This is a genomic window from Allobaculum sp. Allo2 (assembly GCF_022701175.1).
Taxonomy (GTDB): Bacteria; Bacillota_I; Bacilli_A; order Erysipelotrichales; family Erysipelotrichaceae; genus Allobaculum; species Allobaculum fili.
Genome location: NZ_CP078088.1, coordinates 754,544 through 780,071, shown reverse-complemented (window position 1 = coordinate 780,071; position 25,528 = coordinate 754,544). Strand labels below are relative to the sequence as shown.

At 49.9% G+C, this 25,528-nt stretch carries 21 protein-coding genes, 2 rRNA genes and 2 pseudogenes; 6 read left to right on the top strand and 19 right to left on the bottom strand.

All coding sequences use genetic code 11. From position 1 onward, the window contains the following. Positions 1-37 precede the first annotated feature (37 nt). Positions 38-1,268 (bottom strand): annotated as a pseudogene (locus tag KWG61_RS04525) (alpha-N-acetylglucosaminidase TIM-barrel domain-containing protein); the annotation flags it as partial. A gap of 24 nt (positions 1,269-1,292) precedes the next feature. Next, positions 1,293-1,955 carry a discoidin domain-containing protein gene (locus KWG61_RS04520; protein WP_230268411.1) on the bottom strand — a complete coding sequence of 221 codons (663 nt, stop codon included), beginning with the start codon at positions 1,953-1,955 and terminating at the stop codon, positions 1,293-1,295. Here KWG61_RS04520 and KWG61_RS04515 point away from each other — a divergent pair. Beyond that, the gene (locus tag KWG61_RS04515) at positions 1,879-2,106 is read left to right on the top strand and encodes a hypothetical protein (protein WP_242745071.1); all 228 of its coding nucleotides are present in this window, start codon (positions 1,879-1,881) and stop codon (positions 2,104-2,106) included. The genes KWG61_RS04520 and KWG61_RS04515 overlap by 77 nt on opposite strands. Before the next feature lie 124 nt (positions 2,107-2,230). Here the strand turns inward: KWG61_RS04515 and KWG61_RS04510 are convergent, their stop codons facing one another. The 8 genes from KWG61_RS04510 to KWG61_RS04475 all read right to left on the bottom strand — a co-directional run bounded on the left by KWG61_RS04510 (position 2,231) and on the right by KWG61_RS04475 (position 11,267). Continuing rightward, positions 2,231-2,608 (bottom strand): discoidin domain-containing protein, encoded by a 378-nt coding sequence (locus KWG61_RS04510; protein ID WP_242745070.1) that lies wholly within the window; start codon positions 2,606-2,608, stop codon positions 2,231-2,233. Between the two features lie 430 nt (positions 2,609-3,038). Further along, positions 3,039-3,620 (bottom strand): hypothetical protein, encoded by a 582-nt coding sequence (locus tag KWG61_RS04505; protein WP_242745069.1) that lies wholly within the window; start codon positions 3,618-3,620, stop codon positions 3,039-3,041. Then, entirely contained in the window at positions 3,599-4,288 is a 690-nt protein-coding gene (locus tag KWG61_RS04500; protein ID WP_242745068.1) for a DEAD/DEAH box helicase, read from the bottom strand. The genes KWG61_RS04505 and KWG61_RS04500 overlap by 22 nt, the downstream gene beginning before the upstream one ends. Before the next feature lie 44 nt (positions 4,289-4,332). After that, positions 4,333-4,914, bottom strand: coding sequence for a DEAD/DEAH box helicase family protein (locus KWG61_RS04495; protein ID WP_242745067.1), 582 nt, complete (start codon positions 4,912-4,914; stop codon positions 4,333-4,335). A 427-nt stretch (positions 4,915-5,341) separates the two neighbouring features. Beyond that, positions 5,342-5,722: a hypothetical protein gene (locus KWG61_RS04490; protein WP_242745066.1), complete on the bottom strand. Its 381-nt coding sequence runs from the start codon at positions 5,720-5,722 to the stop codon at positions 5,342-5,344. 28 nt (positions 5,723-5,750) lie between these two features. After that, entirely contained in the window at positions 5,751-6,113 is a 363-nt protein-coding gene (locus tag KWG61_RS04485; protein ID WP_242745065.1) for a class I SAM-dependent methyltransferase, read from the bottom strand. Positions 6,114-6,601: 488 nt separating this feature from the next. Next, positions 6,602-9,473, bottom strand: a 23S ribosomal RNA gene (locus KWG61_RS04480). A 268-nt stretch (positions 9,474-9,741) separates the two neighbouring features. Further along, positions 9,742-11,267 (bottom strand): 16S ribosomal RNA (locus KWG61_RS04475). Together the 16S and 23S rRNA genes form the textbook arrangement of a ribosomal RNA operon. 923 nt (positions 11,268-12,190) lie before the next feature. Here KWG61_RS04475 and KWG61_RS04470 point away from each other — a divergent pair. The 4 genes from KWG61_RS04470 (at position 12,191) to KWG61_RS04455 (ending at position 14,150) form a co-directional block, all read left to right on the top strand. After that, a complete protein-coding gene (locus tag KWG61_RS04470) occupies positions 12,191-12,361 on the top strand; it encodes a hypothetical protein (protein ID WP_242745021.1) in 171 nt (56 codons plus the stop codon). Beyond that, entirely contained in the window at positions 12,288-12,575 is a 288-nt protein-coding gene (tnpB, locus tag KWG61_RS04465) for a transposase (RefSeq protein WP_242745020.1), read from the top strand. Before KWG61_RS04470 ends, tnpB begins: the two co-directional genes overlap by 74 nt. A gap of 92 nt (positions 12,576-12,667) precedes the next feature. Further along, positions 12,668-13,111 carry a hypothetical protein gene (locus KWG61_RS04460; RefSeq protein ID WP_242743428.1) on the top strand — a complete coding sequence of 148 codons (444 nt, stop codon included), beginning with the start codon at positions 12,668-12,670 and terminating at the stop codon, positions 13,109-13,111. Positions 13,112-13,148: 37 nt separating this feature from the next. Continuing rightward, complete coding sequence (locus tag KWG61_RS04455) at positions 13,149-14,150, top strand: transposase (RefSeq protein ID WP_242745064.1); 1,002 nt, start codon at positions 13,149-13,151, stop codon at positions 14,148-14,150. Between the two features lie 138 nt (positions 14,151-14,288). On the opposite strand, the gene KWG61_RS04450 is transcribed toward KWG61_RS04455, so the two are convergent. Continuing rightward, positions 14,289-15,578 carry an IS256 family transposase gene (locus tag KWG61_RS04450; protein ID WP_242744598.1) on the bottom strand — a complete coding sequence of 430 codons (1,290 nt, stop codon included), beginning with the start codon at positions 15,576-15,578 and terminating at the stop codon, positions 14,289-14,291. Positions 15,579-15,643: 65 nt separating this feature from the next. On the opposite strand from KWG61_RS04450, the gene KWG61_RS04445 reads away from it, so the two are divergent. After that, positions 15,644-16,123 carry a transposase gene (locus tag KWG61_RS04445; protein ID WP_256460833.1) on the top strand — a complete coding sequence of 160 codons (480 nt, stop codon included), beginning with the start codon at positions 15,644-15,646 and terminating at the stop codon, positions 16,121-16,123. Between the two features lie 377 nt (positions 16,124-16,500). Here KWG61_RS04445 and KWG61_RS15970 read toward each other — a convergent pair whose 3' ends face one another. The 8 genes and pseudogenes from KWG61_RS15970 to KWG61_RS04405 all read right to left on the bottom strand — a co-directional run bounded on the left by KWG61_RS15970 (position 16,501) and on the right by KWG61_RS04405 (position 25,471). Next, positions 16,501-19,518 (bottom strand): beta-N-acetylglucosaminidase domain-containing protein, encoded by a 3,018-nt coding sequence (locus tag KWG61_RS15970; RefSeq protein ID WP_256460832.1) that lies wholly within the window; start codon positions 19,516-19,518, stop codon positions 16,501-16,503. Then, positions 19,515-19,850: a glycoside hydrolase family 20 zincin-like fold domain-containing protein gene (locus tag KWG61_RS15965; RefSeq protein ID WP_256460783.1), complete on the bottom strand. Its 336-nt coding sequence runs from the start codon at positions 19,848-19,850 to the stop codon at positions 19,515-19,517. The genes KWG61_RS15970 and KWG61_RS15965 overlap by 4 nt, the downstream gene beginning before the upstream one ends. A gap of 885 nt (positions 19,851-20,735) precedes the next feature. Next, a complete protein-coding gene (locus KWG61_RS04430; protein WP_242745062.1) occupies positions 20,736-21,038 on the bottom strand; it encodes a hypothetical protein in 303 nt (100 codons plus the stop codon). Positions 21,039-21,502: 464 nt separating this feature from the next. Beyond that, a pseudogene (locus tag KWG61_RS04425) lies at positions 21,503-22,681 on the bottom strand (trehalase family glycosidase); the annotation flags it as partial. Between the two features lie 98 nt (positions 22,682-22,779). After that, positions 22,780-23,802, bottom strand: coding sequence for a hypothetical protein (locus KWG61_RS04420; RefSeq protein ID WP_242745060.1), 1,023 nt, complete (start codon positions 23,800-23,802; stop codon positions 22,780-22,782). Positions 23,803-24,376: 574 nt separating this feature from the next. Continuing rightward, positions 24,377-24,553, bottom strand: coding sequence for a hypothetical protein (locus KWG61_RS04415; RefSeq protein ID WP_242745059.1), 177 nt, complete (start codon positions 24,551-24,553; stop codon positions 24,377-24,379). Between the two features lie 181 nt (positions 24,554-24,734). Then, the gene (locus KWG61_RS04410) at positions 24,735-25,088 is read right to left on the bottom strand and encodes a hypothetical protein (RefSeq protein ID WP_242745058.1); all 354 of its coding nucleotides are present in this window, start codon (positions 25,086-25,088) and stop codon (positions 24,735-24,737) included. Between the two features lie 11 nt (positions 25,089-25,099). After that, the gene (locus KWG61_RS04405; protein WP_242745057.1) at positions 25,100-25,471 is read right to left on the bottom strand and encodes an iron-containing alcohol dehydrogenase; all 372 of its coding nucleotides are present in this window, start codon (positions 25,469-25,471) and stop codon (positions 25,100-25,102) included. Positions 25,472-25,528: the final 57 nt, after the last annotated feature.

The following is a 25,528-nucleotide window of genomic DNA, read 5'->3' as shown; positions in this document are numbered from 1 at the left end:
GGCCGACGCGGCCGCCATAGTTTTCCAGCATGCAATAGGTCCAGCTACTTCCGGTGAATTCGTTCGTATCGTCAAATTTGGCATTGCGGGTTCCATCCAGATCGAGCAGCAGGATATTGTTCTGTTTTTCTTCGCTGGAAATCCAGGAAAGCAGATCGGATTCAAAAGACCAGGACTGGATAACCCAGACACAGTTCGAATCGTATTTCTTCATTGCGTCGAGAACTTCCCATCCGACGGTGTCCCGGCCAATGTCGCCGGTGTTGCCGCCTTCATGGAAGGGGTCGGTCGCATAATAGTGGGCCCAGTCGCCGTACCCTTCTTTTTGCGCCTGATAAAATCTGGTTGCGTAGTCGTCATACGTGGCGGTATTGGTTTTGAGCATAGCCGGACGCTGGATGCCGTTCCACCATCCCTGATCAATGATTTCTACCGAGGAATCCTTGGACGTGATGTTCGTAGGCACCATGCCGGAATATCCCTGCAAAACCGGCGTCATGCCTAAAGCGCGCATGGAACGCTGGTTATGCCGGGCAAGTTCTGTGCTTTTTCAAACCAGTCGTGCGGAATCGGGCCGCTGATGTTTTCCACGTTGGCCATGTACATCCAGCCAAGATAGCCTGGTCCGACCAGCCAGTCGCGAACTTCCTGTTCGCTGTAGCCGAGTCCGCCTAAAAGCGTCTCCAGACTTCTTCCTGACCGGTAATATCCAGAACGGTGTTGTAGCCGTTGAGGGTCAGCCAGTCGAGTTCGTTCTGCCACTCGTCTTCGCCCCAGAAGGCCATGTTGTAGGAATGCGTGCAGTAGTTGTACGCGTAGCGGACTTCATAGGGACTTTCCTTGCGGATCGTACTGGGAACTTCCACAATTTCCGCCGGCATTTTCACCTGACGGGTCTGTCGGGCAATCTGCACGCTGCAGAAATACTTGAAGTAATAGTTCAGACCTGTCGTCAGAGACAGACCTTTATTGCCTCGAATACGCACTTTTCCGTTGTGCATGTCGATTTCATACCAGTCGAGTCCACTCGACTTTGCATCATCGAGTACAAACTCAAACCAGTCGTTATAGCTTTCGCCGACTGTTCGTCCAACAATATTGCGAACTTCACGCAGCGTTTCTTCCTGCGTTAAGGGTGCGGCATAATCGGTATCCTTAAAATCCGGAATGGAAATGGTATCCGGCGACTGCAGTTCGCTATCCGTTTCTTCGCCATAGGCACGGACTTCGCTGATCGGCAGTGTATCCTGCGTGGAGCAGTATTCCACAAGGACGCGGATGTCTCGCGCTTCTTAGGAATCGATCGCAAAGCGTTCGCCGGCAGTCGGACTCGGTTTGGTATCGTTTTTCTGACCGACCAGATCGTACGTCTCGCCATCAAGAGAGGCGTAAACCGAATACTGCGCGTATTCTTCCGATCCCATCGTTACCGGCGGAATCACCTGAATCGCCGAAAGCTTAACGTTGCGTTCCAGATCAATCTGGGCGTATGCCGGGCAGAATTTTGGAGCCCAGGCGGTGTAATTGTCGCCGTCAGTCAGATTTTCCTTATTCATGCCGTCCTGCTGACTGGACACATAAACCGGGCGGTTTAAAGCCAGGTTGTTTTCGTCTTCATCGACCGGCGGCGTTACCGACGTACTCTGTTTTCCGACAATGTGAATTTCATTGATATGAACGGAAGGGTTCTTCGTATTTGTCAGCATGGAGATCATCACATAGCGAACGCCTTCCGCATCTTTGGTAAACATTTCGCCATCCCGGGTCTGGGGTGTCTGGTCTTTCTTTTCGCCATACAGAGTGTAGTCGCGGCCATCCAGACTCGTGTACACCTCATACGTGTAAGAGCGGTCATCCGCGAAATACGGAATAACCTGAATGGAACTCAGATCGAAGACACAGTTTAAATCGACGCACAGACCCGATGCGCCTTCGGCGCCCCAATACGTATCCAGATCGCCGTCTCCGGCATTTTCGGCCGGATACCATTCTTCCGAACTGCTCGCACTGATCGAAGAATACGGAACCAGATCGTGCAGTTCATCCAGACAGATCGATCCAAAGACCTGCAGTTCCTTCAGATGGGCGTTATGGTTGTTGGGCTGAGTATCGGCATGAGTAGCCGTATATTCAATGCGAATGTAACGGGCTTTGACATCCGTAAACGAATCGCTTTCTCCTTCCGGCGTGTTCCAGGTTCGATTGGCCGTTCCTGTATGATCCGCAAGAACTATAAAGGATCCTTCTTCACCGGTCGTACTGCCAAGAATTTATATTCGTAGTAGCGGTTCGCATGACCTTCATCCGGGTTAAACCAGGCCATGAGATTGATCCGATCGATCTTGCAGATCGATTCCAGGTCAACCTGAATCCAGGCAGGCCCAACCGTCGTCCACCAGGAATTGGAATCGCCGTCGACGGCTTTCTGGGCTTCACTGCCGCTTTCACTGTCGGAAGCGGTGATCGGCCTGTTCAAAGCCAGATTCTGCGATTCAGTATCTTCCTCCGCGGCCAGCATCTGCATGGGGGACTGCAGAGGGCTCTGGGGAAGAATTCCAAGAGCAAGCACGGCGCAGGACAGCGCCGAAATGCTTTTTCTCAGTTTCATTGTTTCTCCTTCCTTTGCTCAAATTAAGCGCTTACACTAAAGAGTATACGAGTAAACTTTTACTGAAATACATGCTTCTTTTAGTCATTTGAAGGATTTTCTCCAATAGTGCGAAAACAGACGTGAAAATCCATCCGTCGCAAAGGAATAAGCCAAAGCTCTCATCCCCGGCAAAGCACAACCCGCTACGGCATAGAATGCCGGCTCTGGAATAGGGATGAACTTCCATGCCAAAAGCGCCGGCCAGCTCAAACTCGAGCAGCCGACGCTTTCTATTCTTTATTTTGAATTCTTTTTCTTTGTGGATTTGCGAACTGTATCTTCAAACCGGGATGCATAATACTCGTCGCTTCGACTGTCGAGAATATCCAGAATCTGTTTTTGAAACCAGGGGAATCCAGGTATTCATTCAGAGAGCTGTCCAGCGTGATCATATCTTCCCCGGACTTTTGATCAGCCCATCAAAAGAGAGCAGCAAATGCTTAACTGGCATTTCGCGGATCTTTTTCAAATGCGCCGCATCCGTAATCTGATCAAACGCATTGCGTGAAGCGACATCCAGATCGGACCAGCGTGTTCCCCTTGAAAAGAAGGTTTTCCATGCCTGAAGCACGTCTTCTGGCGAATAGCTGGACGCAATAGTTCCGCTTTTGAGCAGACTTTGTCGAAGAACTTCCAGTACGGCCAGCTTATATACTCGGGACATTTTGGTAGTTTCCATCAAATGTAGAAATTTCCCAGCCGGCGAACGCATAAACGCCTGCTGCTTTTCGTCTAAAAGGTGCATGGAATCGAGAAAAGGCAGGTAATTGTGGAACGGACTGATTTTGGCATCCTTCATACAGTATTCCAGATCTTCATCGCTGAGCGCCTGACGCAGTTCCATTCGAGACGGAATATGGCCAAGACTTTCCTTCGCGTCATAAAACAGCCCTTGTACAATCTGGAGGCGGGACTGTTTGCGCTTCGCCAGATTTTTCAGAAGATCAATCAGCTCCAGATCAAAATCCACGACGCAGTTTCGAGGAACTGAACTGGCTGAACCTTTATCTTTTCCCCAGTCGTTCCCGGATTCACGCCGATAAGCGATGGACCAAAGGACGCAGTTTTGTAATTTCCGATAAAGTCCAGAACCGTCAGATAGTCTTTCCCCGAAGCTTTGCGCAGGCCGCGGCCCAGCTGCTGCAGGTATACGACCGCCGACTCGGTCGGGCGAAGGAACATGACAAGATCCAGGTTTGGAATATCGGTTCCTTCGTTGAACAGATCGACGCTGAACAAAATCTTCAGATCGCCGTCTACCAGTTTTTTCAACGCGCTTTCCCGATCCATATCCGTAGATGTTTCCGAAAGGTCCGGATCAGATACGACGGAAGCGCAGGGAATGCCTTTGGACTGGAAATACTTCGCCATAAAACGGGCATGTTTTCGGGTAATGCAAAAGCCAAGTCCGCGTGAGGAAGGATGCTTTTGATAATGGCGATAAATGAGAGAAGCGCGTTCCAGATTCTGATCGTACGTATGCTCCAGAGCCGCCGCGTCAAAATGCATGCCTCGGATTTTGACATTTTCGTAATCCGTCGGATCGTAAATGCCATAGTAGCGAAACGGACTCAGATATCCCTGTGCGATCGCGTCAAACAAATTCATCTGATAGGGGACGTTATAGTCGCAAAGCATATACAGATCACGGCCGTCCAGACGATAGGGCGTAGCCGTCAGTCCTAAAAGAAATTTTGGATGGAAATAGGAAAGGATCTTTTATACTGCCTCGCTGCCGCATGATGAAACTCATCAACCACGATGTAGTCAAAAGAATCGGACGGAAGCGTTTCTTCATTCAGAAGCCAGGGTTTGGCAAGTGTCTGAACCGAAGCAAACACCAGATCCCGATCCAGTTCTTTCCGATCCCCTTCAATAAAGCCGATAGAGGCGTCAGGACGAACGGTATGGAAGGCTTTGGCGGCCTGCGCAAGAATTTCGCGGCGATGCGCGACAAAAAGTACGCGTTCAAAGGTTCGAGAATCAAAAGCAGCAAGAAAAGTTTTCCCCGTTCCCGTTGCTGCCTGAACTAAAGCGCGCTGCTGTCCTTTCTGCCGCGTTTCTTCCAGCCTGTATAAAGCTTCGGTCTGTACAGCATTCGGTTCCACCCGAATTTCGTTTCCTTCTTCCGGATTCTGATCTTCTGCTGCGAACAGATCCATCCACTGCCCGCTTTGAAACGGTTCCCGGTCCAGCTGATATTCCTCAATGGAATCTTCCGTAAGCAAAATGCTGGAAGACCAGAGATCTTCAAAACTTTTCACAATTTTCTCTGTACTTTTTCGTTTCCCTGGGAAGAGAACGCGTAGTTCCATTCGATTCCGGAAGTGAGCGCAGAACGGGAAAGGTTTGAGCTTCCAATCAGGATTTCCATATGGTCCAAACAATGAAAAATCCAGCATTTGGGGTGGAAAGAAACAATCGGATTATTGAACAGCCGCAGCTGGGCGGTATCCCCAGTTCATGCAGGAGGACGTGCAAAGCCGCGGGTTCTGTAATACCCATATACGTTCCGCATAACAGTCGGATCTTCGTCTTCTTTTCGCGCAGTTTACGAAAAAGCGGAAGCAGAAGGCGAACACCGGAAAGCCGGACAAAGGAGACAGCCAGTTCAATTTCATCTGCCTGTTCGCTTATCTGATTCAAAAGGGCAGGATCTGGTTTTTGATTACTGGACCGCCGCTGAAAAATTCAGAATTCATTTTCTCCTCCTCCTTTCCTCGTAAATCGTCTGCCTCTTCTATTTATGCCAGACTCTCTCAATATACGGTACCCAGAATGGTAAGAATCCGGCTGGCATTCCAAAGATTTCGCTGGATTCTGTTTTGCAGATAAGCCAAACGGAAAAGCAGAGGACTCTGCTTTGACGATCGTCCTCTGCTTCATGAAATCGTACTCTGTATCCGTCCGGCGAAGATTTTCTGTTGAACTCTTCCGTTCAGAAACAGGATCAGGAAGAATCAAACCGTCTTTCATTCCTCTTTCGGTATTTTCTACAGAGGTTTCTTCTGACTTAATGCGTTCAGCCAGATCTGCTCGGATCGGCCGGGTCGAACATCCCTGCTCTGCCACATTTCGGTGTCTCCAAATCCGGCGGATTTCAGAAGGGGCAAAAGTGAAGATTCTGTCTGATCACAGAAAAACGCCCGTTTCGTTCGCCTTCAAACTCTCCATATTTAAAGGAACAGTAAAACCATCCTGCGGGCTTTAACGCCTGGAAAACCTTCGGAATCACTCTGGAAAGTTCGTCCCGGGAACAGTGCAAAAGCGACGAGCAGGCCCATACGCCGTCGTACGTGTCCCGCGCCTTCAGATCTTCAAAAAGCAGCAGACGTGCATCCATTCCGGATGCGCGGCACTGATTGACCATAGCCGGGGAGCCATCCGCAGCATCCACCTCATATCCCGCCTTCGAAAACGCGAGGGAATCCCGACCGGAGCCGCATCCAAAATCCAGAATCAATCCTTTTTGGGGAGTTTTTCCAGAAAACGGCTTTGAACCTTTCCAAAGGAGACATTTTTGGTGTCCCGCACAAATTCATTCGCATGATCCTGGTAGTAAGCTAAAGTTTTTTATCCGCCATACATTCAACCCCTTATTCTCTAAACGAGTTCGATCCCGTCTGCTGAAGGCAGCTGTAAGGATCCCTCTCTATGGGATAGTTTATCCCCGGAGCGAAAAATCCCCGAACGATATCGGATTTCTCCTTTATCTTTCGGGGATTTCATTTTGTCTGGCAGCTTCCTATCTTTGCCTTGCGGCTATTGTCGGCGTTCTGCAGCTTAACTGGCCAGGTTCGATATGTTTCTGGGTGTATCCTGCAGGCTATCGTCACCATACTTAGATTTTCTGAATGGATCTTCCAAAAACAAACATCAGTCTTCTAACATAACGATCTAACGCGATCGTTGGTTTCGTAGTGGCTTCTTGCGTATAGCTTTCTCGAATCTTAGATTAAGCTTTCGACCGATTAGTACTGGCCAACTCCGCGAATCGCTTCGCTTCCATCTCCAGCCTATCGCCTTGTCGTCTTCAAGGGGTCTTATATACCGCAGATCTTATCTTGGGCTCGGCTTCGCGCTTAGATGCTTTCAGCGCTTATCCGATCCCTGCTTGGCTGCCCGGCTATGCTACTGGCGTAACAACCGGTGCACCATTGGCAGGTCCATCCCGGTCCTCTCGTACTAAGGACAGCTTCCCTCAGATCTCCTGCGCCCACAACAGATAGGGACCGAACTGTCTCACGACGTTCTGAACCCAGCTCGCGTACCGCTTTAATGGGCGGACAGCCCAACCCTTGGAACCGAATCCAGCTCCAGGATGCGATGAGCCGACATCGAGGTGCCAAACCCCGCCGTCGATGTGAACTCTTGGGCGGGATCAGCCTGTTATCCCCAGGGTAGCTTTTATCCGTTGAGCGACGGCCCTTCCATTCGGCACCGCCGGATCACTAATCCCGACTTTCGTCCCTGCTCGGCTTGTTGGCCTCGCAGTCAGGCGCGCTTATGCATTTACACTCTATATCTGGTTTCCATCCAGACTGAACGCACCTTTGGGCGCCTCCGTTACTCTTTGGGAGGCGACCGCCCCAGTCAAACTGCCCGCCTGGCACTGTCTATGAGTTTCTCTCTATGTTAGGGCTTCAAATCATCAGGGCGGTATCCCAACGTCGGCTCCAAGAATACTGGCGTACTCTTTTCTTCGCCTCCCGCCTATCCTGTACATGATCATCCAAAACCCAATACCAGGCTGCAGTAAAGCTCCATGGGGTCTTTCCGTCTAGTTGCGGGTAACCTGCATTTTCACAGGTACTAAGATTTCACCGAGTCTGCTGCCGAGACAGCGCCCAAATCGTTTCACCTTTCGTGCGGGTCAGAACTTACCTGACAAGGAATTTCGCTACCTTAGGACCGTTATAGTTACGGCCGCCGTTCACTGGGGCTTCGGACCACTGCTTCCTCCTTGCGGACTCACAGATCCCCTTAACCTTCCAGCACCGGGCAGGTGTCACCCCATATACTTCGCCTTACGGCTTTGCATAGAGCTGTGTTTTAGTTAAACAGTCGCTTGGGCCTTTTCACTGCGGCTCTCTCGAGCGCCCCTTCTTGCGAACGTACGGGGCCATTTTGCCGAGTTCCTTGGCAACAGTTCTCTCGCTCACCTTACAATTCTCTTGCCGCCCACCTGTGTCGGTTTTGGTACGGGCCAAGATAAAGTATCGCTAGAAGCTTTTCTTGAAAGCCGCTCCATGTGCTTCGCTACTTTCCAAGGATTTCGCTTACCTCTAACGCTCTGTACCTCTCGGTCCGGATTTGCCTGGACCGGTACTGCCGCGCTTCGCCCTCAATCCATTAAGAGGGTCACACTTCCCGTCTTTGTCACTCCATCGCCTTTATCTCAGGTGCAGGAATCTTCGCCTGCTTTCCATCTGCTTCGCCTGTCGGCTGCGCATTAGGTCCCGACTGACCCGGGGCGGACGAACCTTCCCCGGAATCCTTGGGCTTTCGGTGTGCAGGATTCTCACCTGCATCTCGCTACTCACACCGGCATTCTCACTTCCATGTCCTCCACATCCCCTTACGGTAATGCTTCCACGAACATGCAACGCTCCCCTACCACTAAATACTTCAGTACTTAATCCGCGCTTTCGGCAGACAGCTTAGCCCCGGTACATTTTCGGCGCAGGGCCACTCGACTAGTGAGCTGTTACGCACTCTTTCAAGGATGGCTGCTTCTGAGCCAACCTCCTAGTTGTCCGTGCGTCCCCACATCCTTTTCCACTGAGCTGTCATTTTGGGGCCTTAAACGGCGGTCTGGGCTGTTTCCCTCTTGAGCACGGACCTTATCACCCGCACTCTGACTGCCAACGACTTCCCGCTGCGGCATTCGTAAGTTTGATTCCATTCAGTACCCCGGGATGGGGCCATCATGAATTCAGCGCTCTACCTCCGCAGCCATAACATTGACGCTAGCCCTAAAGCTATTTCGGGGAGAACCAGCTATCTCCGGGTTCGATTGGAATTTCTCCGCCAGCCACAGGTCATCCGCCAGCTTTTCAACGATGGTCGGTTCGGTCCTCCACAAAGTTTCACCTCTGCTTCAACCTGCCCATGGCTAGATCACCCGGTTTCGGGTCTGCTCCTGACTACTTGCCGCCCTCTTAAGACTCGCTTTCGCTTCGGCTTCGCGTTTTCCCGCTTAACCTTGCATTCAAAAGCAACTCGCCGGTTCATTCTACAAAGGCACGCCATCACCCTTGGTCGGGCTCTGACTTCTTGCAGGCATACGGTTTCAGGTTCTCTTTCACTCCGCTTGCGCGGTTCTTTTCACCTTTCCCTCACGGTACTCTTCTCTATCGCTCACTCTTACTTATTTAGCCTTGGCGGATGGTCCCGCCTGCTTCCAACAGGATTTCACGTGTCCCGTTGTACTCAGGATTCCGCTCCTTACTTGACTCGCTTGCCGGTACAGGGATTTCACCTTCTCTGTCCGCGCTTTCCATCGCGTTCCCGTTCGCTCGTCTTTCATTTCCAGCGGTCCTACAACCCCATATCGCTATGGTTTGGGCTCTTTCCCTTTCGCTCGCCGCTACTCGGAAAATCACTTTTGTTTTCTTTTCCTCCGGCTACTTAGATGTTTCAGTTCACCGGGTTTCTCTCCATTTGCATGGATGACTGGCTATAAAACCAGCCGGGTTCCCCCATTCGGATATCCGTGTGTCGTCGCTTCCCTGACAGCTCGGCACGGCTTTTCGCAGTCTGACGCGTCCTTCATCATTCAAGAGTGGCAAGGCATCCTCCGTACGCCCTTCCTTGCTTGATCTAGTTCTCTAACTTTGGTTCTAGTTATGCTTGTTTCGAGATTTTTCTATTTCGTAAGAACTGTTCCACTAACTGTTTCCAACTTTCGGTTAAATCTTTATTACTCTTCAACTTTTCGTTAGACCTTCTGTTATGTCTTCTTACTGATGCTCGTTTTCAAAGATCCATTCTCTGGAAGATCGCTCTTCCAAAACCTCACAGACAAATCCTCACTCATTACTCTTTGCCATCGGCTTTCACCAATGGACTTCCTTGTACTTTCTCCTTAGAAAGGAGGTGATCCATCCCCACGTTCCCGTAGGGATACCTTGTTACGACTTAACCCCAGTCGTCGGCCCCGCCTTAGACGACTCACTCCCTTTAAGGGTTATGCCGTCGGCTTCGGGCGTTGCCGGCTTCCATGGTTTGACGGGCGGTGTGTACAAGGCCCGGGAACGTATTCACCGCGGCATGCTGATCCGCGATTACTAGCGATTCCAACTTCATGAAGTCGGGTTGCAGACTTCAATCCGAACTGGGACGTCTTTTATGGGGTTCGCTTCCCTTCACAGGTTCGCTTCCCTTTGTAGACGCCATTGTAGTACGTGTGTAGCCCAGGCCATAAGGGGCATGATGATTTGACGTCATCCCCGCCTTCCTCCGGTTTGTCACCGGCAGTCTGATATGAGTTCTCAACTCAATGGTAGCAACATATCACGAGGGTTGCGCTCGTTGCCAGACTTAACTGAACATCTCACGACACGAGCTGACGACAACCATGCACCACCTGTATGGACGGTAACCTCCAACTTATCTCTAAGTCTTCGCGTCCTATGTCAAGGCCTGGTAAGGTTCTTCGCGTTGCTTCGAATTAAACCACATACTCCACCGCTTGTGCGGGCCCCGTCAATTCCTTTGAGTTTCACACTTGCGTGCATACTCCCCAGGCGGAGGAGTCACTGCGTTAGCTTCGGCACCGGGGTCCTCCCTCCGACACCTGCTCCTCATCGTTTAGGGCGTGGACTACTAGGGTATCTAATCCTATTTGCTCCCCACGCTTTCGTGCCTGAGCGTCAGCAACAGTCCAGGCGGTCGCCTTCGCAACTGGTGTTCTTCCATATATCTACGCATTTTACCGCTACACATGGAGTTCCACCGCCCTCTCCTGTCCTCTAGCGTGCCAGTTTCCAAAGCCTGTACCGGTTAAGCCCGTACCTTTCACTTCAGACTTGACGCGCAGCCTGCGCACCCTTTACGCCCAATCATTCCGGATAACGCTTGCCACCTACGTATTACCGCGGCTGCTGGCACGTAGTTAGCCGTGACTTTCTGGCGGGGTACCATCAAAAGAAAAGCATTTCCTCTTCCCTTCCTTTTTCCCCCGCAACAGAGTTTTACGATCCGAAGACCTTCTTCGCTCACGCGGCATTGCTCGTTCAGGCTTGCGCCCATTGACGAAAATTCCCTACTGCTGCCTCCCGCAGGAGTCTGGGCCGTGTCTCAGTCCCAGTGTGGCCGATCGCCCTCTCAGGCCGGCTATGCATCATCGTCTTGGTGAGCTGTTACCTCGCCAACTAACTAATGCACCGCAGATCCATCCGTCCCCCAGGCAAGCGCCTGTTTCAAAAGAAGAAGATGCCTTCTTCTTTCCTATGGGGTTTTAGACTTCGTTTCCAAAGCGTATCCCCGGGTATGGGCAGGTTATCTACGTGTTACTCACCCGTTCGCCACTGATATCCGAAGATATCCGTTCGACTTGCATGTATTAGGCATGCCGCCAGCGTTCATCCTGAGCCAGGATCAAACTCTCCATTTGATATTGACTCAAACGCTTATGCGTTTAATGTTTCGTGAATAAATGATTGCTCGAGTACTTTTTGTGATTTTAAGAATCGACGTTGTGTATTTCAGAATTTCTTGATCTGTCTGTAAAGTTTTCAAAGAGCCATCTGTTTGCGAGAAACTCGATGTCTCTCACAAGGCTTGCTTATCATATCATTTGCAGAAATCTCTGTCAACAACTATTTGTGAATTTCTTTAATAATTTCACTTAAGCTGTTTTCTTCGATATCTAAAGGCGATTTGACGACTGAGAGAAGCAATTCCCTCAGCGCTCAACTATAATAACACGGGCATCGAAGCGATGCAAGCATTATTTGTGAATTTTTAAAATATTTTCACATTAGCTGAACGATCTGTTTTTCTCTCTCGCGTTTTTTGCTGGAGAAGAAAAACAGCCTTCTATTTATACCGCAGCTCCCGCTATCGTGCAAGCAATAAGGTGCGTTTGATCCCACTTTTTTCATGCTTTTTCCGCGCAGTTTTTCGCTCCGTTTTCGGGCTTTGAAAACGGCTGGAATCGGATGTTGAGAAGCTGGAATTTTTGAGGAGTGAAGCGGGTGCAGACAAGATAAACAGGAAAGAGAATCCGGACGAGCATCTGGTACAGTCTGCGAATAGCCTGTCAATGGAGACAGCGGACTGAAAATTGCGGCTGCGGATCAGGAGGCTTACGGAATCTTTGAGCCGTTCAGGCCGAAGGCAGAAGAAAAGGCAGATGAAAAAGGACAAAGAAGAAAGAGGAAGGAAAACTTTTTCTGATTCAGGCTGTCTCAGGCTGGATTTTTCTTCTGCCTCCATAGCCTTTTGGCCTGTCGTTTTTCGTAAGCGTCAAATAAAAGACGGGTATTTTCTCGACCGCCTCCTTGGGATAATTCCTTTATTCAAGGAGGCTTTTTCATGGAATCAATCATCCCTGCAATCGATCTCGGTATCGATTTCTCCAAAGTTAAAAACATCTATCTGGCTCAGATGCCTGCTGACCTTCGCAAAGGAATTGACGGTTACGTCCCCTGGTTCAAGGACCTCTCGCTCTGGATCCGCTGGATGGATCCCTCTTTTCTTCGTTAATCGACAGAAGAACAAGATCAAAGGTATCCTTCGTGACGGAAATGGATTCTGGCTTGTTTATAAGCGACTCTCCAGATCTTCCCTTCAGTGGCCTGTCAGCACTGACCAGTCCGACTTCATGCGAATTGACTGTTCGCAGCTGGCCTCTCTGCTTTCCGGTCTGTCGATTGTTCCCCAGCCGGCATTTCTGCCACGAACTTATAAGTACGTTTAAACCAATTTAAAAGGATGATTTTCTTGAAGGAATATCAAGATAAATCATCCCATTTACTTTATCTATCGCTCTAAATATGTTAAATTTAATACATGAATGTGCCGAACCCTTACCAGACAATCCGCAACGAGCTCCTCGAAGATCTTCATCATCAGATCAGCACCATGACGGAAGAAGAGAAAGACAAATTTATTGAGGATATGTACCTGGATCTCTATTTCGCTAAAGAAATCAATAAAGCCGTGAAAAGCGGCCGCTTTGGTCCTTCTACGGAAAAGATGGTTCCCTTGAAACTGGATTACTCTGAAAACGAGGACGGCGGCCCAGATATCAATATTCTGAATAAACAGCTGGCTCAGCTTGATCTGAAAGCCGATGTTTGTTTTAACCGGGCTGCGAAATATCAGGAAGAGGGAGACCGCTATCGTAAAGAAGCTGAAGATTTAAAGCTCAGTTCTGTTGAAGGAAGCAAGAAAAACCTTCCACCAAGTGCAGAAAGCAGGAAGCGGTCAAAGAAACCACTACCTTCAGTGTAGAAGGGAAAAGCGCATTTGCCCAGTTTGCGGCTGTGAGATGAAAACTGTTGGAATGAAACGTCACTATAGGATTCATCGGATTCCCGCTCGCTATAGGCTGGAAGAAGTGCTGCGTGAGACAGTCGCGTGCCCAAACAAGTGTACGGATGAAAACGGGAAAGCCATCATCCGCACCGCCGAACCTGACGAGCCTGCACTGATCGACAAGAGTGTCGCAACTTCCTCTATGGTCGCGGGAATTGCCTACGATAAGTTCGTAATGGGAACCCCGGCCTATCGTCAGGAAAAGCACCTGAGTCTCACGGGACTGCCGATCAGCCGTCAGACCATGGGCAACATCCTGGAAAAAACTTACGATCTTTATCTGAAGCCACTCGTAAAACAAATGATTGAGGATCTCCCAAACTGTAACGTCGTCCATATGGATGAGACGGTTTTAAAGTGCACGGAGGTTAAAGATCGAAAACAGTCTTCTATGGTTGTCGCCGTCAGCGGAATCTATGAAGAGAACCAGATGGCTGTCTATAAGTTTTTCCCTTACAAGAAACAGGAGTTCGTAATCGCCCTCCTTGGCGGTTCTTTTCGTCATGCCCTTATGACAGACGGGCTTTATGCATATGCCAGCTACTATGTCCCCTGCAGAAAGCTCAACTGTATGGCCCATGCGAGAAGAAAGATCTTCGAAGCCATCAAAGTCCGGTCAGACTTCGCGCAGTATCAGGCAGACGTCCTGAAGTGGGAAAAGACCACACTGGAGAACGACGAAGAGGCCGCAGAAGCGGCAGCCCAGCTGGACGAAACAGAGAGACCCGAACCAAGTCCGGGTCTCCAGATTCTGCTCACAGCCCTGTCTCTGTTCGGGAAGCTCTACCACATCGAATCCCACGTTGCTTCTTACTCGCACGAGGCGAGAACCGAAGTTCGGCAGGAACTTTCAAAGCCCTGCTTTGGGACATGTCAAAAATTTTGTGTAAATTCGTTTTTGGTGGTAAAAACATTTGGCCGTTTCGAAGGCCCGAAACACGTCGCTGGACGATGAGCGATTGAAAATTTCTGGAGCGGCCCTTTATAGCGGGCGCCCCCTGCTAGACTTGTGACGTCCCTGCCAGGGTGGCATTTTTCGACGGCGGGGACGTCTTCAGGGGGTGCAGGGGAGCGGGGACCCGCTGTAAAGGGTTTAAGCGGAAGAAAATTTCATGAGCGGATTTCGGATCTGCCGCTTATCTGGCTGAGTACTTCTCCAGCCTGGCGCCCAGTTCTTCCTCGCACAGGAGCTGATTGCGTACCATTGCCCAGTTTTGAACCGTTCGTCCCTGCCATTTCTTCTCAAGCTCCACAATGCGTAGATACAAAGCCTTATAAACTGAATCCTCATTTGGAAACGAGCCCTTTTTGTTACTTTTCGCAGGCTGGAGTTAACCGACTCAATCGCATTGGTTGTATATATTATCTTTCGGACAGCGCTGCCGTGGTTAAACAGCTGGAGTACGTGATGAAAGTTACGTTCCCAGACGCTCACGGCACCAGGATATTGGCTCCATTTCTCCTCAAATTCATCGAAAGCACCCTCTGCTTCTTTAGCGTTCAAAGCACCGTAGACTCTCTTGATATCCTTGCGGAAACCAGCTCTTTCTTTGTTTGGAATATATTTAAGCGAGTTACGAAGAATATGAACAATGCAGCGCTGCACAGTAACGTTCGGAAATACAGCCTGAGCGCCGCTTTCAAGCCCGCTTACACCGTCCATGGACAGGAAAAAGATGTCTTCTATGCCTCGTGCCTTCAGTTCGTCAAAGATCTCCATCCAAAAGTGCCTGGACTCGCTCTCGCCGATCCAGATGCCAAGGATATCTTTGCAGCCTTCCGTGTCATAGCCAAGAACCACATATACAGCCTGTTCTTTTGCACCACGATCGGTTTTGACCGATACATAAAGGCAATCGACGAATACGAAAGGATAGCACTTCTTCAGGGGACGATGACGCCACTCATCAACAACCGGATAGACACGATCAATGATGTTTGAAATCGTATCCGCAGAGACCGGGAAGCCATAGATATCCTGGATGATGTCGGAGATGTCGCGCTGCGACATGCCCTGGCCATACATACGGAGTATTTTGTCCTCGATATCTGAAATATCCCGACTGCCTTTAGGAACAGCCTGCGGTTCGAATGTACCAAGGCGATCACGAGGAATACGCAGATCCAGCTCGCCCTGAGAAGACCTTACCGTCTTCTCAGAATAGCCGTTGCGGCGGTTATCCGTCGATTTAGGGGCATGCGATCCGCTGGTATAGCCGAGATGCGAATCAAGCTCTCCCTGGAGCATCTGCTCAAGGACAGGGCAAAAGATTTCCCTGATGAGGTCTGAGGCTTCTTTAAACGTCTTAGGTTTGTATTTCTTAACGATGGTTGAAGCAATCTGTTTCTGAAGGGCTGGTGCAGCTTTAGCTTTACGTGGCATAAGTGGTCTCCTTGTATAAATTTGTCAGGCTCAAGCTGATTGTATCAGTCTGATGCCTTGATGGAATTTACACAAAAGACCTTACACTCTCCTGCTTTGAAAGACTCACAAGAGTCATGATGGAGATTCAGAGTGGATTCGAGGAAAGAAGCACCGCCTACAGAGCAGCCAAGTACTTCATGGATCGAGCGAACTCGTTGGGAAGGTACCTGGAAGACGGTGATTATCCGATCGACAATAATGTGGCAGAAAGAGCCGTAAAGCCATTCGTGATCAATCGCAAAAACTTCCAGACTACGAAGAGTATCAAAGGTGCGGAAGTCGTCGCAGCGTTTATGACTTTGTTTCGATCGGCTGAAATGAACGACTTAAATCCAGAGCGCTACATGGAGTACGTTCTGGATGAACTCAAATGGTTCAAAGACGATGAAATCGCGGTAGATGTATTGAAGTCACTTCTGCCGTATTCAAAGGATTTACCTGAATATCTTCGAATTGGATACCGTGGACCGGATCCGAAGTATGAAGAAAACGATGAAGAATAAAAAATACGCCAAGCGGGATCTCGAAAGGGATCCCGTTTAGCGTATCTAATATTCAGTCTCGCGTATACCCGTCGATTGTTTGACACTTACGTTTTTCTCCCGCTGTCCGTGGTTCCGAAAGTTTCCACAAAGAAAAGGACCGGCATCTGCTCATGGATGAGCGGATTGCCGGTCCTTATGCATTTGCAAAATCACTCTGAATCTGCACAGGGCCTGATTTCTGTGCAGTACGTCCTGAAGATTCAATTCTTTGATTCATCTGTCCGGATTGCCTGCACGGTCTGTACAAACCGAAATTGGTTTTGTGTTTCTTTTTCGGGATTTTCCTGTGTCCTTACGTGCTCTTCAGCACTCTACAGGATCAGGAGCAGCTCCGATTATTTTGGAAGCTCGCCGAGATGCAGGCGCAGATTGAGAAGCGCCTGGTTGAGCGCTTTTGCGGCTTCGTCGATTTCTTCCTGGCTGTCGTGCTGAGCAAGAACGTCTTCGCCGGCATCGACTGCTTTGGCTAAGGCATCCCAGCCTTTGGCAAAGTCGTCTTCTGTAAGTGTATCGGCTTTAGCGAGTGCGGTTTTCAGCAGGGTGGTATCGAAGAGTTCCGGTACGACTGGAGGCATGATCGTATTTTTGATCAGTTCGTCGGTCGGACGTACAACAACTTCCTGAATGGCAGCAGCTTCGCCGGCACTGAGGTCGAGACGTACGGCTTTGATTCGTTCGTTGATATCGAAGCTCTTGTTTTCTGCATCGAGCGTTCCAGCTTCTTTCCAGTTTCCGTCATACGTCTGCACGCTGACTTTGGCATTGGACACGCCGCTCTGCAGGATCTGCAGGGTTTTCACGCTGGTGATTGCGGAGAGGTTGTAAATCACATAGTCGCCCTCTGCCGGGGTTTCTACGGTAAACGCGGTATTGAGGTTGACGTCGCACAGCGATCCGATATTTCCGGCGGTGTTGGTCGAACCAATGTTCAGAGCTGTATTGCCGCCGGTCGATCCGCTCTGCTGAACGTCGATTTCATAAACCTGAATCCAGTTGGAATCGTGAGCCTGCGCCGCAACGAAGCGGACATAGCGAGCCTTTTTGCCGCCGACTTCAAAGCTGGCCTTAGCCTGAGTGTTTGATCCGCTGGTAACGGATTCGTAGCTGGCTACCGGGAGATCTTCACCGACCGTTTCCCAGACAGCGCCGTCTTCTGAAATCTGCAGGCGTGTAGAAGAGAAGCCGTCAATTCCGTTTGCGGCGCCTTTCGGGTTGCCTCCAAACAGGATGGACGCGGTTCCGACTGGAACTACAGTTCCTAAGTCAACCTGGAAATAGTCGCCGTTTGAAGCCGGAGCGTCGGACCAGTATTTTGTGGACGTATTGCCATCCACCGCATTGGCTGGTCTGTAGTTTTCATAGTACGAACCGTTGCAGACGTTGGTGGAAGCTGTCATCTGTTCGATCGGTTTGAACATGCCTTCGGCACTGATCACGAAGTTTTCGAGAACGAGCGGTGTCGTTGATTCGTTCACAATGCGGACATAGGTAACGTCCATGTTATCCATGTCTTCAGTAAAGGTTGTCCAGTCGCATCCGTTTGGCGAATATTCCAGACGGGTATTTTCCGGAAGTTCTGCAGTGAAGCTGCTGATCTTGGTCAGTTCGCCAAAGGAGAATCCGGCATAGCCGCCGTAGCCAAGGGTCGCACTGAAGGTGGCCGATGGCGAACCGGCATCATCAGAAATGGTTCCGGTAATTTCCGGATCCGAAGAAATCAGATGCGGTTCTACAGATACATTGAGCGCAGAGCGGAATGCGGCCTGCATTTTGGTGCTTACGCTTCTCAGGAACGGCTTAATGAACTTTTCGCAGATTTCTGCGGTTGTCTTTGTCATGTTTCCGTTGCGATCCATGGAATTCACTTTTAAAGCGTCGACCTCCGTAAGCAGACTGGAAACGGTTGTCTGGGCTGTGGTCATACCTTCAGCGTTCAGATCGAGAGCAGCCAGGAATCCATCCATGGCAGCCTGTCCAGCCTGTCCAAGCTTTTCGTAGCCGTCCAGATGTACAGAAATATCTCCCAGAAGGAGTTCGTCGTCCATGCCTTTCAGCTCGACGGCATCGTCTTCCATCTGTTTAAATTCGGCTTTCAGATCCATAACCGCTTCGCGGATTCCTTTGCCTGAAGCAATAGCTGTGTCAAGAGCCGTTAATTTTGGCTGAAGTTCCTTAGATTCGCCGACTTTAATGTCTTCAAAAGTATGTCCGCTGGTGTTGTCTGCGAAACGGGCAAATGCAGCGGCATGTTCTTCGCCGGCCACTTCCTTGATGGCGCGCAGCCAGGATTCATGCGACTGGAAACCCGGGGTATTCCAGGAGTAATCCGCGCCCTGATACAGGGCAACTTTGGAAGCCTGCGCCTGGTTCATCGGGTTCATATAAAAGCCGGCCAGTCCTGTGACATTCGGATCCACGAGGGAGGCATCGAGTTCGCCCATGAGCAGGCGTCCATAGCCCATATCGTTTACTGGATAGTTGAACCAGAAGGCTAACGGCTTATCGTAGCCGACATTGTTTTTTGGGCCGTTGAAGGAATTGGCTCCGCAAACACCGCCGGTATTCAGACCGGTCCACATCAGGGTAACGTCGTCATCGAGCGTATCCAGGAACGGTTTCAGGTAGGTCTGCCAGCTCGAGCCCCAGCCGTCGGTATAGCGCTTGGCTACCGTCAGCATGTTTCTTACGTCTGGATGTTTTTCCTTCATGTAGGCATTGACGCGGTTGATGATCGTCGCCTGTTCGGTACCTTCATTGTTTCCGCCCAGGTCGTCGTAGGAAATACCAAACTGTCTTACGCCAAGGGAATACAGCTGTTCCAGTTTGGCAATCAGCTTGTTGTAATCCTCGTCACCGCTGTAGTTGAATCCATTGCCTGGATGGACGCACCAGATAAAGTGCAGGTTGTTTTTCTGAGCTTCTTCTACGAGCTCATGAATCTGCTGCGCCTGATCTTCTGGATACAGATCTCTCCATCTGTCCTTGTGATACGGGTCATCTTTTGGCGCGTAGATATACGTGTTCATCTTGAACTTGGCGGTATCCTGGATGATTTTCTTTCGGTTTGCGAATGTCCATGGGATACCGTAGAAGCCTTCAATGGCTCCGCGCAGCAGCATATCCGGATAGTCGGAAATGGAGACTTCCGCGAAGCGGCCGTCTTCTGTGGTCTGCTCAAGGAGCTGACCGAGGGTCAGGACACCGTTATACACACCGTCCTGATCGTGACCGGTAATGACGATCGTGCCTTTGGAATTCACATCATTATCGGATACCAGAGCATAGCCCTGTTCTTTTGTGGTGCCTTCGAGCGTGCTGTCGCACTCGTCGCAATGGTCTGCGTCATCGCTCAGAAGAATTGTTGCATGGTCCGGGAAACCTGGTCCGTCACCTGATAGGAAACGCCAAGATCGTCAAGAATGGTTTTCAGACGGTTAAGCGTAACTTCATTCTTTGTGCCGTGGACAACGATATCGACCGTTCCCTGCAGCTTCATGCCTTCCGTTCCGTCATATTCCAGAGACTGGGGTCTTGGATAGACCGAAACTTCAGCGGGTTCCTGATCCTGCTTCTCTGCAGCTGTATTCGCCAGCACAGAGACTGGACCGCACACCGTACCGGCCGTAACGCTCAGCGCCGCAAAGGTCGTATACAGTCTGCTCCAGGATTTTTTATTCTTTTTCATTCCAATCCTTTCTTATCCGCGTCCAGATGTTCTTCCGCCTGCCCTTATTCATGGCGGAAACGCTCTGTCGGCGGATCGCCTTAGACTTGCGTCTTTTCGTACAGAAAAATGATATTCATCTCGCATTTTCTTTTTGCCCGTTGCTTCGATCGAACCGAAAATGCAAAAGGCCATAAACGATAGGAAAAGGCCATAAACAATAGAAAGAACAGTCCCCAGGACGGCACAACGATCTGCCCGATCGGCCTGCCTGCTTTCTGTTCCTGTTTTTCTCTGTATTCGCATTGAGGGAGGGGATGCGAAAATCGCATTCACGCCGGACGCCCGATGTCCGGTCTGCCCTTTTGCTTTGCTGTTTCCAGAATTTCCCTTGGGAAAATCTGTCGCTTATCGCTCCCAGAAAATTGGCCCGTCTTTGATACGGCCCCTTTTCTGGACTAGAACAGAAGAAATAGATGTTCAGCTTCCCTCAGAGTCCATCTCCAGTCTAACGATTTTCGTTTGCCTTTCCAATACGATCGGGCAAAAATGTTACCCCTTTCAGTCATATATCCAAATCCAAGCATAATAATTATAAACTCGTTGCAATTTTCGATTTACATATTCACAATTCATTCCGCAGCTTTCTTATTTATCCGGTGTATAGAAACAAACAGGACAGACCACAATTGCTGAAATGAAACTCAGCGTGTTGCAGTCTGTCCTGTTCAGCAAAACGATTCTTCGAAAATCGCGGAGAGAATTTCCGTATAATTAAGCCCTGGCTGCTGGCTTTGCGGACTAGGCTGCCAGTTTTGCGTACGCGTTTTCTATTGAAAAAGCCCGTCCAGCTTTCTGACTGAACGGGTCAGAGTTACAGAGTTTCATCCGATTTGGAAATTGGGATTATTCGGTCAGACCGTAGAACAGATCCTGATCAAGGTGTTCCCAGTTCCATCCGGCCTGAATCAGGTAATCGCGTTCTTTATCCGTGCTGGTGTAATGGTGTGCCCCTGCCTGGGTCTTCGCGGATAAGCCTGCGCTCGGGTTGTAAAGGCGGTGGATGACTACGCTGTGTTCATCATCTGCTTTAGCGGACATGAACTTGACGCCTTCATTTTTCCAGCCCAGTTTTTCGAGTGCTTCGATTTCCTTCTTGTTGGCGGTGTAGTGGTGTTCACCGGAGTTGCTGTTGTAAAGTCTTACCATTTCAGTGCCTTCTACTGGGGCAATCCAGGCAATGCCTTCTTTATTCCATCCGATGGAGCCGAGTACATCGTATTCGCGCTTGTCGGCGGTAAAGGGTGTTCCCCGTTGTTCGGGTTATAAATGCGGTAGATGTTCTGACGCAGAGAATTCATGGCTTCCTGGAGCGCATCCCTGGCGTTCAGAAGCTCTTCTTCGGTTGTCTTCTTATTGGCAACGGCATCTTTGGCTGCCTTGAGGGCATCGGAGAGTGCCTGATAGGACTTCTCGGTGTAATTGCTGCTGTTTAAAGCACCGGCTTCTTCAATCAGCTTCTGCAGATCGGTTCTGCCGTCGTATTCCGGAATTTCGAACTTTTCCTGAGACGTCGTGTTGTTTCCGGTTACCACGTTCTGATACAGCTGGTAGTAAGCGGAAGCGGACCAGGAGAAGTTTTTCGTATGGAGGCCTTCACCGGTTTCCGGGTTGTAGTTTTCGCGGATGGCGCCATCGGAAAGCAGACCTTCTACGTTTTCAAACAGCTTGCGGGTCATCTGACTGGCTTCACTTTCGTAGCCGTAGTTCTGCAGAGCTTCGACGCCGAATAATGCCTGGTCCATCCAGACCGGTCCTCTCCAGTATCTGGACGGTGCATATTTGTCGTTGTCCTTGGAAGCCGTCGGGAACGGAACATTCGTATTGAATTTTCCTGGATCCATCATATTTTCGACAACGTGCGCGGCTTTGTCGGCCGGTGCCAGTTTGGCCCAGAGAGGAATCCAGCCTTCGGTTCCTTTGCCGCGGTTTACAAGCAGCTTCTTAACGGAGCCGTCTTCGTTAGTCTGCAGATCGTAATAGAATCCGGTTTCTGCATCATACATTTTGGTATTGATGTAATCGCCAAGTTCTCTGGCTTCTTTTTCGTAAACTTCCGCATCCTGCGTATAGCCGATTTCATCAGCGATTTCCGCAAGGAAGCCTTTTTCTGCGTACAGGTAAGCGTTCAGGTCAACGGATTCCTGGTTGATCGTGTAGCCGATCTGATCGCCTTCATCGTTGCGAACGGTGTAAACCTGAATACCGATATCGTCCTTGCCGTTTCCTTCAATATCAAAACGGGTTGCGTTGTCCATTCCGCTTTCCCATGCAGCCGCTTCAAGAACCGCTTCGGGGCAGACGACTCTTTCGCCGTTCTTGTCGAGAACCTGTCCGTCTTCGCCGACAGTTCCAACGCCTTCAATAACGGTTCCTACCGGGTAGCCGTAGCCGGCCCAGTCGTAGCAGACTTCATGAACCATGCCGCCGTATTCGGCAACACCGTTCTTATCAATGTCACGGTTGGTGTACCACCAGTTGTGATAGGCTTTCAGCTTCGGATACATTTCCTTGAGGAATTCCTTGTCGCCTGTCTGACGGTAGACGTTTGCAACGGCCCATGCAGCCAGAGGCAGCTTGGAGTTGCGTTCGTTCCAGTTGCCGCCGTCTCCTCCGCGGTCTTCGTTCTGGTTATAGAAAATGCAGTCGATGATGGCGCCGGCATCCTGCGGACGGACTTTATCATCGTCCTGGATCTGGTAGTCAAAGAGGGCTCTGACGTTGTTTTCCGCAAGGTCCTTATCAAAGACAGCGGTCGATACAACCTGTTTCCAGGAATCCCACGCCCACATGCCAACGAACCATTTATAGGACATGGACGGTACAACGCCGTCATGCTTCAGAGCACCGGCAGCGGAGAATCAGTTGGTAGTCAGCGTTTCAATGCATTTTACAGCTGCGCGCTTGTAGGGGTTGTTGCATTGTTTCCGTTTTTGAAGATGGTATCGACATAGCCCTGCCAGCGATCCGTGTTGGCTTCGAAGGCAGCGTCCGGATTGGAAAGGAACGTATGACTCTGCGCTTTCTGTTCGGTTCTTTCTTCATCGGTAAATGTCCAGGACTGTGTCTGGTTAACTGTGTAGGACTGGCCGGCAGGAATAGTAACCGGTTCTTCCTTTGTAATGGTGTAGGAAAGCTGATCGTCAGAAACGGTAACATCGAGATCCTTCTGGTCGAGAACAATGTCGAAGGAGTTTTCGCTGGTCGTCATGTAGTTCCAGGTGCTTCGAATATCCTGGAAGTTCACTTTGACGCCGTCTTTCTCAGCAGAGAGGGTTGCACCTGTCTTGCAGTTGGGGTTATTCGCATACTGCCACCAGGAGAAAATGTGACCATCCCAGGACAGTTTCAGTTTCAGATCGTTTTCCGAATGGTTCTGGATTTCCGCTTTGATCAGTGCGGTTCGGTTGTTCGCAAAAATCAGATTCCGAACGAGGGAAAGATCTTCACTGATTTTGTAAACCTGTTCCAGACGCCCTGGATAATAGGCGGTTTCTGGCTGAATCTTGCTCAGATCAATATTCGTCACGGTATTGTTCTGATCGACAAGAGCAAGATCGATCTTGTTGATCGAGTCGGACAGATTGACCGGATACTCTTCGGCAACAATGACCGGTCCGGCAAATCCTCCGTGGGTCTGGGTGGCTTCTTTGTTGGGGAGATAGTAGCCGTTCCATGCCCCCTGGTCCGAAAAGTTGTTAAACCAGTTGGTGCTGTAAGAGCCATAAATCACTTCGGTCGGATTGGCATGGATGTCCAGCACGTCTTTGAAATCAGTCAGGGGCTGACTGTAGTCAGAACTGTTCTCCTGAGCAAAAACAGTCTGGAGCCGTGCGACCTGTACGCCGAAGCAGGCCATAGCGCCTGCCAGCACAGCGGACAGGCAGCGTTTCACAGTGTGTCTGTAGTTCATGTGTTTTTCCTTTCTTTCACTCTCTTTGAAAAGGCATTCCTAATCAAATATATTTTCGGCAGATATGTAATCCCTTTCCATTCGAATCTATACTTCCGTCCGTAGACATTTTCGTCAACCTGTGTTTGATGAATGTTATCTTTGTCAATTTAATGCGGTAACGAATTTTAAAGCTAGTCGAATCTGGTCAGAAAAGTTTGCTTTTTCCGGGATTGTTTACTTTGAAAGGTGCAAGATCCCCACAGCATCCGCATTCTCCCGCAAGCAATTCTCCGGCCAGAAAGAGCCGAATTTCTTTTCCTGAAACGATTCGTTTGAAAAAAGTCCAGCCGCACGCCAGAGTTCTGAATGGCGCAATTGTTCCATTAAAACAGATTGCGGTCCGATGCGAAAACGCATTCTTTTTCTGGACTGCGGCAGTCGATCTGGGTTCCAATGGTCGGAAGCCCAATCCGTTTTGCTTCCTGATTTTTCCAGACGAAAAGACGCAGTGCAAGGACTGTAAATCCTTAACACTGCGTCTTTTCGCTATTTCTTTCAAACTGGACTCAAATCAGCCGTCGACTCTTGCCGACTATCTGGCATCCAGTTCGATCGCCTGTTTCAGAATGGCTTTCTGTTCCTTGTTTTCCGCCAGAGCGAGCAGTTTCTTCCTGTGTACTTTCAGGCCGCTCTCTTTTAACGTCAGCGGAATTTTGGTCGGCTCCAGGCCGGCTTTCAGAGAAGCGAGTGCGTCTTCAAATGTCGTCACCTGCGTATCACTGCCCGTATGCTGGGCGAGCGTGTTTGCGATATGAATGACTTCGTTCTTGTCGGCATCCTCAAGCGTATTCAGCCATGCGAAGAAGAGAACGGACTGTCCGGTGCCGTTTGGAAGAGAGTCATTAAAAGCGATTTTTCGCCAATCGGCTCCACGGGGTTTTCCGGAAGCTTCAGATCTTTATGGGCATGGCAGCCGATACTGAACAGCTGGGTTCTTGCCTCAATATCGCCAATATTGCGCGAAAGCGCAGCTGCGGTATCGACCAGTTTTTCAGCAGTTCCAGAGCCTGCGTTTTCTGTTCATCTTTTAACACCAGACTGGCGAAAAAGAGGCGGGCGTACAGGATAAAAATCTGGTTCATCGTCGGATAAAACGGATACTGCGACTCACAAGGATCCAGAATCGCAAAAGTACTCTTGAAAAATGGAGAAACCATCGTATGCCGCTTTCCGCCGCGAACGAGCGTGCACTTCTGGCCTAATTCACTGCCGGAAGCTGGATCGGTCAGAACCGCACCGATCACCGCTGCTTTCTTCAGTTTCTTTTTCCATTCCAGAGGTCCTTGAGATCGCCTTTGACGCCCAGCCCGCCGGCGATGCCTTTTGCACACTGCAAAGTCGATCCGCCGCCAAGCGAAAGAATAATGTCGCACTTTTCCTTACGGGCAATTTCAACACCGCGTACTACGGAATCGTACTTAGGATTCGGCAGGATCTGTCCCATATTGGCATGAGGGAATCCCGCTTCATTCAAAAGGAGACGTACGGTCTGCAGCAGGCCGTCTTCCACAGGCCGATGGCCGTGAACCAGAAGGACTTTCGTTCCGTATTTTCTGAGTATTTCTGGCAGTTCATTTAAAGTCGACGCGCCGCTTCGAACATCGGTAGTAATTGGAGTTTTTGACATAACTGTATTCCAGCCGGCTGCTGTCCATTGGGATCCAGTTCCCCGTAGAAGAATAAT